Annotated in this window: 10 protein-coding genes and 2 pseudogenes; 11 read left to right on the top strand and 1 reads right to left on the bottom strand. The window is 44.6% G+C overall.

The window, feature by feature from the left end; genetic code table 11:
• Positions 1 to 50: 50 nt before the first annotated feature.
• From SC79_RS04840 to nrnB, 9 genes are all read left to right on the top strand, one after another.
• The gene (locus SC79_RS04840) at positions 51 to 617 is read left to right on the top strand and encodes a GNAT family N-acetyltransferase (protein WP_039074096.1); all 567 of its coding nucleotides are present in this window, start codon (positions 51 to 53) and stop codon (positions 615 to 617) included.
• A gap of 403 nt (positions 618 to 1,020) precedes the next feature.
• Positions 1,021 to 2,163, top strand: a complete 1,143-nt coding sequence (locus tag SC79_RS04835; RefSeq protein ID WP_039074095.1) for an acyl-CoA dehydrogenase family protein — start codon at positions 1,021 to 1,023, stop codon at positions 2,161 to 2,163.
• Positions 2,164 to 2,206: 43 nt separating this feature from the next.
• Positions 2,207 to 3,853 carry an AMP-binding protein gene (locus tag SC79_RS04830; RefSeq protein WP_039074094.1) on the top strand — a complete coding sequence of 549 codons (1,647 nt, stop codon included), beginning with the start codon at positions 2,207 to 2,209 and terminating at the stop codon, positions 3,851 to 3,853.
• A 9-nt stretch (positions 3,854 to 3,862) separates the two neighbouring features.
• Positions 3,863 to 5,197, top strand: coding sequence for an acetyl-CoA carboxylase biotin carboxylase subunit (locus tag SC79_RS04825; protein ID WP_039074093.1), 1,335 nt, complete (start codon positions 3,863 to 3,865; stop codon positions 5,195 to 5,197).
• A gap of 14 nt (positions 5,198 to 5,211) precedes the next feature.
• Entirely contained in the window at positions 5,212 to 5,430 is a 219-nt protein-coding gene (locus SC79_RS04820; protein ID WP_039074092.1) for an acetyl-CoA carboxylase biotin carboxyl carrier protein subunit, read from the top strand.
• 17 nt (positions 5,431 to 5,447) lie between these two features.
• Positions 5,448 to 6,350: a hydroxymethylglutaryl-CoA lyase gene (gene ldeG, locus SC79_RS04815; protein WP_039074091.1), complete on the top strand. Its 903-nt coding sequence runs from the start codon at positions 5,448 to 5,450 to the stop codon at positions 6,348 to 6,350.
• Positions 6,351 to 6,367: 17 nt separating this feature from the next.
• Positions 6,368 to 7,150: an enoyl-CoA hydratase gene (locus SC79_RS04810; protein WP_039074090.1), complete on the top strand. Its 783-nt coding sequence runs from the start codon at positions 6,368 to 6,370 to the stop codon at positions 7,148 to 7,150.
• A gap of 8 nt (positions 7,151 to 7,158) precedes the next feature.
• Positions 7,159 to 8,694, top strand: a complete 1,536-nt coding sequence (locus SC79_RS04805) for an acyl-CoA carboxylase subunit beta (RefSeq protein ID WP_082022545.1) — start codon at positions 7,159 to 7,161, stop codon at positions 8,692 to 8,694.
• A 173-nt stretch (positions 8,695 to 8,867) separates the two neighbouring features.
• Complete coding sequence (gene nrnB / locus SC79_RS04800; protein WP_039074088.1) at positions 8,868 to 10,067, top strand: oligoribonuclease NrnB; 1,200 nt, start codon at positions 8,868 to 8,870, stop codon at positions 10,065 to 10,067.
• 44 nt (positions 10,068 to 10,111) lie between these two features.
• Here nrnB and SC79_RS04795 read toward each other — a convergent pair.
• A pseudogene (locus tag SC79_RS04795) lies at positions 10,112 to 10,429 on the bottom strand (DedA family protein); the annotation flags it as partial.
• Between the two features lie 161 nt (positions 10,430 to 10,590).
• On the opposite strand from SC79_RS04795, the pseudogene SC79_RS04790 reads away from it, so the two are divergent.
• Positions 10,591 to 10,881 (top strand): annotated as a pseudogene (locus tag SC79_RS04790) (YolD-like family protein).
• A gap of 142 nt (positions 10,882 to 11,023) precedes the next feature.
• Complete coding sequence (locus SC79_RS04785; RefSeq protein WP_039074087.1) at positions 11,024 to 11,773, top strand: SDR family NAD(P)-dependent oxidoreductase; 750 nt, start codon at positions 11,024 to 11,026, stop codon at positions 11,771 to 11,773.
• Positions 11,774 to 12,114: the final 341 nt, after the last annotated feature.

Raw genomic sequence — 12,114 nt, 5'->3', positions numbered from 1 at the left:
ATAAGCCGCTGAATTGGTTAAAGAAAAGAAAAAGCAAAGGAGAGACTCACATGAATATGGAAGCGGTTTTCGGACATTTCCCAGTATTGGAATCTGAAGGTCTAGTTTTAAGTAAAATTGATGAGGAGCACCTACAGGATGTATTTTCGATCTATGATAATGTCAAAGTATTTGAATACTGCGGGATTATCCCAAAACATAACTTAAAAACAGTACATAAAATGATTGGCCATTTTGATCGGGATTACAAGAAAAAAAGCAGGATCAAGTGGGGAATGTTTCCGAAGAGCCAAGAGAATGCACTGGTTGGGATTATAGAAGCGATGGATTTTAACCAGAAAGCAAATATGGTAACAATTGGATACTACTTAGCTGAAGAATACTGGAGGAAGGGCTTTGCTACAGAGTCCGTCCGCATGCTTGCAGCTTTTTTATTTGAAAACGTCAATGTAAACAGAATTCAAGCTGAAGTCATGCCTGAAAATGAAGCTTCAAAAAACGTCCTCTTAAAAAACAATTTTACAAAAGAAGGATTGCTCAGACAGGCTACCTATTGGTCAGGGAAAGGAGTTGTTGATGTAGAGATATATGGCCTTCTTAAGAATGACTACATATAAGTCTTTCTTTTTCAAATACGATTCGAATATCAATGTCCGACAGAGGAGCTCACTCAATTGCGGAGTGAATTCTGGTTTAGGCGCTGCACTATTTTTTGTCCGAGTCGGAAACAAATCGGTACAGCATAGGTTTTATGCTTTCCGTTGATATTGCTCGGTTTATGGGAGCTGCGGTTGATTGAATTGCACGTTTCCCACTTGAAATCACTCTCATCTTCCCGTACACGATCAACAGGCAAATCAATGCGTTTGCGATGTGGATGATGTCCGCCTAAATTTGATCAACCCGTTGATATTTCCGCATAAAAACGACTTGGTTTTTAATTTTCAGACTTCTTATCTCAGGGAATGATTACAGAACTCGCCTAATAGGATGTTACAAAGATGTGAAGGAGGAAACCATGTGAATTTTGAGCTGACAAAAGAACAGCAAATGGTACGTGAAATGGTAAAGGATTTTGCGAAAAAAGAAATTGCTCCTCACGCTGAACATGTAGATCAAACAGGCGAGTTCCCGATCCAAACATTCAAAAAGATGGGTGACATCGGACTAATGGGCATTCCATTTCCGGAAGAATACGGCGGATCAGGGGGCGACACGATTTCATATGCCGTAGCGGTTGAAGAGATCGGCAAAGCCTGCGGCAGTACTGGATTGAGCTATGCAGCGGCGGTCTCGCTCGGCGCAAGCCCGCTTTATTACTTCGGAACAGAAGAACAAAAACAGGCGCATTTGACTCCGCTGGCTTCGGGTAAAGCACTCGGGTCATTCGGCTTAACGGAACCAAATGCAGGCTCAGATGCAGGAGGCACTCAAACGAAAGCCATGACAAATGGAGACCATTATGTCATCAACGGCGAGAAATGCTGGATCACGAATGCAAGCTACGCACGCACAGTGATTGTAACCGCAGTAACAGGCAAAAACAAAGACGGAAAAAACATCATTTCCGCTTTGATCGTGCCCACTGACACACCCGGACTTACGATTACGAGCCCGTACGATAAAATGGGCGTCCGCGGTTCAAATACAGCGGAAATTTTGCTTGAGGATGTCAGAGTGCCTGCGGGCAACTTACTCGGCGACCCAACAAAAGGGTTTAAGCAGTTTCTATACACGCTGGACGGCGGGCGGATCTCCATTGCTGCTCTTGCAGTCGGCATCGCTCAAGCGGCACTTGAAGCCTCATTGGCATATGCGAAAGAACGGAAGCAGTTCGGACAGCCGATTTCTTCCTTTCAGGCGATTCAATTTAAGCTTGCTGACATGGCGATGGAAATTGACCTCGCCAGACAAATGGTGTTAAAAGCCGCTTGGCTGAAAGATCATCACCGCCCGTTCACAAAAGAAGCGGCGTACGCCAAGCTGTTTGCATCTGAAATGGCGACAAGAGCATGCAATCAAGCCATTCAAATCCACGGAGGTTCAGGCTACATGAAGGAATATGGGGTGGAACGGATGCTGCGGGACGCAAAATTAATGGAAATCGGTGAAGGCACATCTGAAATTCAGCGTATCGTGATCGCCAGACAGCTTTTAATATAAAAATGTAAACGCTTTCTCATTACGTAGAAAGGTGGAAAAGTGCATGGCAGAACTCATCCATTCCACAATCGGCAGACTGCTTGAACAAACCGCTGCAACCTATCCCGACCAAGAAGCGGTTGTTTATCCAGACAGACATATCCGCTATACGTACGCCCAATTTGACAGTCTGTGCCGTCAAACCGCTAAAGGACTCATGCGGATGGGGATCGAAAAAGGAGACCACGTAGCCATATGGGCTTCGAATATTCCCGAATGGCTTGCCGTTCAGTTCGCCACCGCAAAAATCGGGGCCGTGCTCGTGACTGTCAATACCAATTACCAAGCACACGAGCTCGATTACTTGTTAAAACAATCGGATGCCGCTGCGCTTATTGTCATGGATTCCTACCGGGGCACTTCTTACACAGACATCTTAAACAGCCTCATTCCAGAGCTGCAAACCGCTGAGCCCGGAAAGCTGACATCAGACCGCTATCCCTTTTTAAAAACGCTGATCTATATTGGCGAAAAACGTTTGCCGGGCATGTATCATTGGAACGATACAGAGATACTGGCGAAAACAGTGACGGATGCTGAGCTGGAATCTAGAATGAACAGCCTTGAAAAAGATGATGTGATTAACATGCAATACACTTCAGGAACGACAGGCTTTCCTAAAGGAGTGATGCTGACCCATTTTAATGTCATCAATAACGCTTCTAATATCGCTGAATGTATGGCATTCACTTCTCAAGACCGCCTGTGCATTCCGGTCCCGTTTTTTCACTGCTTCGGCTGCGTGCTTGGGGTTTTGGCGTGTGTGTCCGTCGGGGCAGCCATGATACCTGTACAAGAATTTGACCCCGTTACCGTCCTTAAGACAGTCGAAAAAGAGAAATGCACAGGGCTTCACGGCGTGCCGACCATGTTTATCGCCGAGCTGCATCATCCGGATTTTCATGCATATGATTTATCGATGCTTCGAACAGGCATCATGGCAGGCTCTTCCTGCCCAAGCGAAGTGATGAAAGCTGTTATTGAAAAGATGGGCATGAAAGACATTACGATCGCCTATGGACAAACCGAAGCTTCACCAGTCATTACGCAAACGAGGGCAAATGATTCCTTCTTAAGGAGAGTCGAAACAACCGGCCGCGCCCTGCCGCATGCAGAAGTGAAAATTGTAGAACCCGGGACATGTCAAGAAGTTCAAAGAGGCGTGCAGGGAGAGCTTTGCACCCGCGGCTATCACGTTATGAAAGGCTATTATAAAGACGAAGAAGCGACCAGAAAAGCAATCAATCCCGATGGATGGCTGTTTACCGGAGATCTTGCTGTCATGGATGAAGACGGGTACTGCCGCATCACCGGAAGATTAAAAGACATGCTCATCAGAGGCGGCGAAAACATTTATCCGCGGGAGATCGAAGAATTTTTATACCGGCATCCCGCTATTTTAGATGTACAGGTCGTTGGTGTGCCTGATACTAAATTCGGAGAGGAGGCCGCAGCTTGGATTAAGCTGAAGGCCGAAAAAAGCGTTTCATCTGAAGAGCTTACATCTTATTGCAAAGGGAAAATCGCCCGCCACAAAATTCCGCGTTATGTGATTTTTACAGACGAGTACCCGATGACGGCTTCAGGCAAGATTCAAAAATATAAACTGCGTGAACAAACGATTGAAATGTTCAACTTATCATGTCAATGAGGTGAATTCATGTTTACAAAAGTACTGATCGCCAATCGCGGAGAAATCGCAATGAGAATTATCCGAACGTGCAGCCGCCTCGGCATCAAAACGGTCGCGATTTATTCAGAAGCAGACAAAGACGCGCCCCATACAAAGGCTGCCACAGAGGCTTATTTCATCGGGGAATCAAGAGTCAGTGAAAGTTATTTAAATAGAGAGAGAATCATAGAAACAGCGAAAAAAGCAAACGCCGATGCCATCCACCCGGGATACGGGTTATTATCAGAAAACAGCCGATTTGCTGAACGCTGCAAACAAGAAAACATCATGTTTATCGGCCCTGCACCCGATATCATCGCAAAGATGGGCAGCAAAATTGAAGCCCGTAAAGCAATGGAAGCGGCAGGTGTCCCTGTCGTTCCCGGTGTTTCCGAATCCCTCGGAGACATTCAGGCAGCCTGCCGCACTGCAAGCCAACTCGGCTATCCTGTCATGCTGAAAGCTTCAGCGGGCGGGGGAGGCATCGGCATGCAGCTTGTTCAAAACGAGGAAGGATTAGTAAAGGCGTACGAGGGAAACAAAAAGCGCGCCGCAACTTTTTTCGGCGATGGGTCAATGTATATGGAGAAAGTCATTGAGCATGCCCGCCACATTGAAGTTCAGCTTTTGGCCGATCAGCATGGCCATACAGTACACCTGTTTGAACGCGATTGCTCAGTTCAAAGACGGCATCAAAAGGTCATTGAGGAAGCGCCGTCTCCATTTGTAGACGATGAACTGAGAATGAAGATTGGGCAAACAGCCGTAAAGGCAGCAAAAGCGATCGGTTATACGAACGCAGGCACCATCGAATTTTTAGTTGACCAGAATCAAAACTTTTATTTTCTCGAAATGAATACGAGATTGCAAGTTGAACACCCCGTGACTGAAGAAATAACAGGCCTGGACTTAGTGGAGCAGCAGTTACGGATTGCCGCGGGCCAGACTCTTACACTCTCCCAAAAAGAGATCGAACGAAACGGGCATGCGATAGAGGTCAGAATATACGCGGAAGATCCGAAGACCTTCTTTCCGTCACCAGGTACGATCACTGCGTTTTCACTCCCTGACCAAAAAGGGGTGAGACACGAATGCGCGGTAGAAAAAGACAGCACCGTGACCCCTTTTTATGACCCGATGATCGCCAAAATGATTGTCAAAGGCCAAACCAGAGCGGAAGCCATTGCAAAGCTGGAGTCAGCGCTCTGCGACTATCGGATAGAAGGAATCAAAACAAATCTACCGCTTCTCATACAGGCTGCGAGATCAAAAGCATTTAAGGAAGGGGATATCACGACTGACTTTTTGAAACAGCACCTATAAAGGAGGCAGTTGCTATGACGGTTATGATACAAATGGCGGGAAACCTGTGGAAAGTCCATGTTAAAGCCGGCGATCACATTGAAAAAGGCCAGGAAGTTGCCATTTTGGAATCAATGAAAATGGAAATCCCGATCGTTGCAGACAGAAGCGGAACCGTAAAAGAGGTCAAAAAACAAGAGGGGGATTTTGTAAATGAAGGAGATGTGCTGCTCGAACTAAGTGATTCCATTTAATGATGGGGAGGCAGACCATGTCATATCCTAAAAAAGTGACCATCAAAGAAGTCGGCCCGCGCGACGGCTTACAAAACGAGCCCATATGGATACAAACAGAAGATAAAACCGCTTGGATCAACCAGCTTTCCAAGTCAGGGCTTTCTTACATCGAAATCACATCCTTCGTTCACCCGAAATGGATTCCCGCGCTTCGAGATGCTATACACGTCGCAAAAGGCATCGATCGTGTAAAGGACGTAACGTATGCAGCACTTGTCCCGAATCAAAAGGGATTGGAGAATGCGCTTGAAGGAGGCATTGACGAAGCTTGCGTCTTTATGTCCGCCAGCGAGACGCACAATAGAAAAAACATCAACAAGTCCACTTCTGATACTCTTCACATTCTCAAACAAGTAAACGAAGACGCAATACAAGCAAACCTCACAACAAGAGCCTACCTCTCAACCGTTTTCGGCTGTCCGTATGAAAAAGATGTTCCCATTGAACAAGTGATTCGCCTTTCAGAAGCCCTATTTGAATTCGGGATTTCTGAACTATCGCTTGGAGATACGATCGGGGCAGCCAATCCCGCCCAAGTTGAAACCGTGCTTGAAGCTCTTTTGGCACGATTTTCGGCCAATCAATTGGCCTTGCATTTTCATGATACGAGAGGAACCGCTCTGGCCAACATGGTCACAGCTCTCCAAATGGGCATCACTGTGTTCGACGGCTCGGCAGGCGGGCTTGGAGGCTGTCCATATGCCCCAGGGTCATCAGGAAACGCCGCAACTGAGGATATCGTATACATGCTTGAACAGATGGACATCAACACAAATGTCAATCTTGATAAACTGCTGTCCGCAGCCAAATGGATAGAAGAAAAAATGGGCAAACAGCTGCCAAGCCGAAATTTACAGGTATTTAAATCATCTTCATAAAAGAGAGGGCAAATACAATGGGAGAATCGATTCTTTTTACTGTCCAACATGAACATATTGCGTTGATCACCTTAAACAGGCCTGAGGCGGCAAATGCTCTTTCAGCGGAAATGCTTCGAAATCTGCAATTGATTCTTCAGGAAATTGAATTCAACGCGAACATCCGCTGCGTCATCCTCACAGGTACCGGTGAAAAAGCGTTTTGCGCGGGGGCAGACCTGAAAGAACGGATAAAACTGAAAGAAGATCAGGTTCTGGAACATGTATCTCTCATTCAAAGAACGGCGGCTTTACTTGAAGCCCTGCCGCAGCCAGTCATAGCTGCGATAAACGGAATTGCATTAGGCGGCGGGCTTGAATTGGCATTGGCATGTGACCTTCGAATCGCAGTTGAATCAACTGTGCTGGGCCTTCCGGAAACAGGGTTAGCTATTATCCCAGGCGCTGGAGGGACCCAAAGGCTGCCCCGGCTGATTGGCAGAGGAAAAGCAAAAGAATTAATATATACAGGCTGCCGCGTCACCTCACACGAAGCAAAAGAAATTGGCCTTGTAGAGCATGTCACAACTCCCTGTGACCTCATGCCAAAAGCAGAGGAACTGGCCGCAGCCATCTCTGCCAACGGGCCGATCGCCGTCCGCCAGGCTAAATTCGCGATCAATAAAGGGATGGAGACAGATCTTGCTACAGGTCTGGCGATTGAACAAACAGCATATGAACATACCATTCCGACAAAAGACAGAAGAGAAGGGCTTGAAGCGTTTCAAGAAAAAAGACGGGCCGTATATAAGGGCATATAAAGGAGGCAATGTTCATGGATTATGAAAAGGAACGAACAGAACGGGCCGAACGGATTCGAAAAGGCGGGGCGGAAAAGTATCATCACAGCAACCAAGAAAAAGGCAAGCTCTTTGTCAGAGAGCGGCTTGCTCTTTTGTTTGACGATGACATCGAGCTTGAAGACGCTTTTTTTGCGGAATGCATGTCAGACGGGCTTCCCGCTGACGGAGTCATTACAGCCATCGGAAAAATCGGCGGCCAAACCGTTTGCGCCATGGCCAATGACTCAACGGTAAAAGCAGGATCATGGGGAGCAAAAACCGTTGAAAAAATCATCAGAATTCAAGAAACAGCGGAAAAATTAAACTGTCCGCTCCTTTATTTAGTCGATTCAGCAGGCGCCAGAATCACCGACCAAATCAATGTATTTCCAGGGCGGAGAGGTGCGGGAAGGATTTTTTACAATCAAGTCAAATTATCAGGACGCATTCCGCAAATCTGCCTGCTTTTCGGGCCATCTGCGGCAGGGGGCGCTTATATCCCGGCCTTCTGTGACATTGTCGTCATGGTAGACGGTAACGCCTCCATGTATTTAGGCTCACCGCGGATGGCGGAAATGGTTATCGGCGAAAAAGTGACTCTCGAAGAAATGGGCGGCGCCCGTATGCATTGCTCAATTTCCGGTTGCGGAGATATTCTAGCAGAAACAGAGAAAGAAGCCATACGTCTGGCACGGACTTATTTGTCTTACTTCCCGGCAAATTATCAAGAAAAAGCACCTATGCAAAAGAAACGCCCGCCAAAACACTTCGACTCCCAGCTTGCCGACATCATTCCGCAAAACCAAAATGCGCCTTTTGATATGTATGAGCTCATAGAGCGGGTCATTGATGAAGGGTCTTTTTTTGAAATCAAAGCTTTATTCGCACCTGAATTAATAACGGGCCTCGCGCGAATTCACGGGCAGCCTGTCGGCATTGTTGCCAATCAGCCGAACATAAAAGGCGGCGTCTTATTCCACGATTCGGCAGACAAAGCGGCTAAGTTTATTACCTTATGTGACGCGTTTCATATCCCATTGCTGTTTTTAGCAGATATCCCCGGCTTTATGATCGGCACAAAGGTAGAACAAGCGGGCATTATCAGGCACGGCGCTAAAATGATTTCAGCGATGTCAGAGGCAACTGTTCCTAAGCTCTCTGTCATTGTCCGAAAAGCGTACGGAGCGGGGTTGTATGCAATGGCAGGGCCGGCATTTGAACCGGATTGCTGCCTGGCGCTCCCAACCGCCCAAATCGCCGTCATGGGCCCAGAAGCAGCTGTAAACGCCGTCTATGCAAAAAAAATTGCCGAGTTGCCGAAAGAAGAGAGGGCGCCGTTTATCAGCAGCAAACGGGAGGAATACAAAGAGGACATCAATATATACCGCCTGGCTTCAGAAATGATCATCGATGCCGTGATCCCGGCCAATTCGCTGCGCGATGAGCTGGCCAAACGGCTCAAAGCATACATGACAAAGGAAATGACATTTACGAATCGAAAGCATCCGGTTTATCCGGTATAAAAAAGCAAGGACTTTAGGGAGCGCAAAAAAGCGTTCCTTTTATTTATTAACAATAATAGCATTATGTTAACTAGTCAACTTTGCATAAAACGCGATGTTTTTTAGAATAGTAAATAAAGGCTGCCGCTTCTCTAGCGGCAATTGTCAGTTCATCATAAAAAGGGGCCTACATGATGTATCATTTATATTCACATAACGACTTAGACGGAGTAGGGTGCGGAATCGTAGCAAAATTGGCATTCGCAAAAGATGTTGAGGTCCGGTATAACTCTATCAACGGCTTAAACGCTCAAGTGCAGTACTTTTTAGAAAAAGCGAAAGAGAACAAGAGACAAGACGCATTATTCATCACTGATCTTGCTGTCAACGAAGAAAACGAAGAGAGATTAAATGAGTATGTTCATGCGGGCGGAAAAGTAAAGCTGATTGACCATCATAAAACAGCGCTTCATTTGAATGAGCATGAATGGGGATTTGTCCAAGTGGAATACGATGATGGAAGGCTCTCATCGGCCACATCGCTTTTATATGGCTATCTTGTTGAGAATGGTTTCATGAAACCGACAAATGCCTTAGATCAATTTACAGAACTCGTCCGCCAATATGATACATGGGAGTGGGAGCGGTATGATCAAAAACAAGCGAAGCGGCTTAATGATCTTTTCTTCCTGCTGTCAATTGATGAATTTGAACAAAAAATGATTGAGCGTCTTTCTGCGCATGATGAATTTTTCTTTGATGATTTCGAAGAGAAACTGCTTGATTTAGAAGATGCTAAAATCGAGCGCTACCTACGCAGGAAGAAAAGGGAATTGGTGCAAACGTTTGTTCACGAACACTGTGTGGGCATCGTTCACGCAGAATCTTATCATTCTGAGCTTGGTAACAGGCTTGGAAAAGAAAATCCGCATCTTGATTACATTGCGATTTTAAGCATGGGGTCAAAGCGGGTCAGCCTGCGCACCATCCATGATGACATCGATGTGTCAGAAATCGCCGGCCGATACGGAGGCGGCGGGCATGCTAAGGCGTCCGGCTGTTCCATCACCGATGAAGTATACGAATTGTTCGTTGCTGAAGCATTCCGAATCGATCCTGTCCGACCAGATGCTTTTCGTAATATCTATAATCTAAAGGGATCGGCGAACGGATCACTGTATGAAAATCGCGCACAAATGAGATTTTTTCTGTTTCCTTTAGATAACGAGTGGAATATCCAGATTAACGGGGAAACACAGGAAGAAACATTCGCATCTTTTGAAGAAGCAGAATGGTTTATCAAAAGAAATTATGCGGCATCACTCGTGCGTGATGAAAGATTTGTCGCATTTTTAGCGGAGCATTTGAAGCTGGCAAACCAGCATCGCAGATAAAAAATATGCATAGGGAATCAACCATCCCTATGCATATCAGCTAGCTATCGTTTAAAGATAACTGCACGTTTTTTAATCACAAAGTAAAGGGCAATCACGACAATAGCCAGTATCATAATCGGCGTTGTATAAGTGCCCGCAATGCTCTCAACGTCATCCCACTGGCTTTCGAGCTGAATGCCTAAATAAACAAACAGAACAGACCACGGAATGATCGCAAGTACAGTCAATACGACAAATTTGAGAAACGGCATTTTCGCAATCTCTGCGGGAATGGATATCGCGTGTCTGACAACTGGGGTAAACCGTGCCAAGAAAACAACCCCCGTGCCGTATTTTTGAAACCAGTTTTCTGACAAATCAGTTAGTACTTTCCCGCTGCAGGGGCAATAGCTTATTACTCATCCTCATAATAAGTGGAGGGGACCTATATTCCCACTATTTACATATAACTTTTATTCTTATATGTTGAATAAAGAACGTTTGTTCCGTTAATATTAGGTCAACAAAGGAGTGAGTCGAATTGCTTAGAGATTGCAGAACTATTGAGCGGACATCGCTAATGCTTCCTGAACATTTAACGCAGCTAAAACAAGATTTGATTGATGTTATTAAAAATTGAAAAGCCATCCTTAGATGAACAACAAATTGAAGAAATGAATATTCTCGTCTCTAAGGCATTTGAATTTAATAACGAGTTGCAATTTAAGTTTTTTAACAATGGTTTTGTTGAAAATGTTGAGGCAGAGTCCATTACATTATTTTTGAGCAACAAAAGCTGCACGTTATTCAAATGAAAATGTCTATTTTTTAGCAAAAAAACTGTCTATGTAAGAATTTTCGACACTTTTTTCATATTTTAAGTCATATTATTTTCATTTAATTCAAATAAGGAGTTATTATAAATAGGCAACATAGTTAGTCATTAAAACCTAATACGATGGAGGGATGCAACAATGAGTAAAACAGCAATTATTACAGGTGGAGCAAGTGGTCTTGGACTAGCAACGGCGAACAGATTGGCTCAGGAAGGAGTGAATATTTCTGTCGTAGACGTCAATGAAGAAGCAGGAGCTAAAGCTGTAGAACAATTAAAAGGGCAAGGTGTAGATGCCATTTTTGTGAAAGCAGATGTTTCCAAAGCGGCAGATGTTAAAAATTACGTAGATAAAACAGTCGAACACTTTGGCACAATTGATTATTTCTTTAACAATGCTGGAATTTCTGGTAGCGGAAAATACTTTTTAGATACAGACATTGAAGAAATTGAGAAAATTGTAGAAATTAATTTATTTGGTGCATTATATGGCGTTCGTTATGTAGCAGAAGTAATGCTTAAAAATGGTGGAGGATCTATCGTCAACACTTCATCAAGTGCTGGTGTTATTGGACAAGATTCTGTTGTCACATATTCTGCTACTAAACATGCTATTGTTGGTATTACGAAAAGTATGGTGGCAGAATATGCAAAAAATGGTTTGCGTGTGAATGCTATCGCACCAGGTCCAACAGAAACACCAATGGTAAAAGAATTTTATGAAGCAAACCCTAAAATGAAAGAAAATGCAACTAGTGGTATTCCGCAAAAACGTCTTGGAACACCAGAAGAAGTAGCAGAACTAGTTACATTCTTATTAACTTCTAAAACTAACTATATAAATGGTGAAGTCATTCGTATCGATGGTGGCTTTACAAATACGAAGTAAATAATAATGCTTTTGAATAAAGTAGAAGCTTTTATTACTTCTGTCCCATACATGAAAGCTGGTATTTGATCAAGACAAGCACCTTTATTATGCACCGAGCTCCGAGCTCAATTTTGGACATAAGCCTGGTGATCCATTGCCTGAGAGCTATTTGAATTATGCAATGGTAAACAAGCAGGGCATAACCTTTGTTCACGTAACAGCCGACGAGTTTGGTGTAGATAACGGTGAAATGATCGGTGCTATCAATGCTGCTGTTAGTACAAAGAAAAAGAAATGCTAATTGAGATTATCTCTTCATCGGAAGGGATCGCTCCGATAATACCTTTAACTGTAAAAAA

Origin of the sequence: Bacillus sp. MSP13 (genome assembly GCF_000815295.1) — a bacterium.
GTDB lineage: Bacteria > Bacillota > Bacilli > Bacillales > Bacillaceae > Bacillus > Bacillus vallismortis.
Note: the sequence above shows the minus strand (reverse complement) of the source record. Positions and strands in the feature narration are given on the sequence as shown.

What these genes read in the sequence shown, in the direction of transcription:
- SC79_RS04820 (WP_039074092.1), top strand. Translation starts at nt 5,212, where the DNA reads ATGACGGTTATGATACAAATGGCGGGAAACCTGTGGAAAGTCCATGTT.
- nrnB (WP_039074088.1), top strand. Translation starts at nt 8,868, where the DNA reads ATGTATCATTTATATTCACATAACGACTTAGACGGAGTAGGGTGCGGA.
- ldeG (WP_039074091.1), top strand. Translation starts at nt 5,448, where the DNA reads ATGTCATATCCTAAAAAAGTGACCATCAAAGAAGTCGGCCCGCGCGAC.
- SC79_RS04830 (WP_039074094.1), top strand. Translation starts at nt 2,207, where the DNA reads ATGGCAGAACTCATCCATTCCACAATCGGCAGACTGCTTGAACAAACC.
- SC79_RS04840 (WP_039074096.1), top strand. Translation starts at nt 51, where the DNA reads ATGAATATGGAAGCGGTTTTCGGACATTTCCCAGTATTGGAATCTGAA.
- SC79_RS04810 (WP_039074090.1), top strand. Translation starts at nt 6,368, where the DNA reads ATGGGAGAATCGATTCTTTTTACTGTCCAACATGAACATATTGCGTTG.
- SC79_RS04825 (WP_039074093.1), top strand. Translation starts at nt 3,863, where the DNA reads ATGTTTACAAAAGTACTGATCGCCAATCGCGGAGAAATCGCAATGAGA.
- SC79_RS04805 (WP_082022545.1), top strand. Translation starts at nt 7,159, where the DNA reads ATGTTCATGGATTATGAAAAGGAACGAACAGAACGGGCCGAACGGATT.
- SC79_RS04785 (WP_039074087.1), top strand. Translation starts at nt 11,024, where the DNA reads ATGAGTAAAACAGCAATTATTACAGGTGGAGCAAGTGGTCTTGGACTA.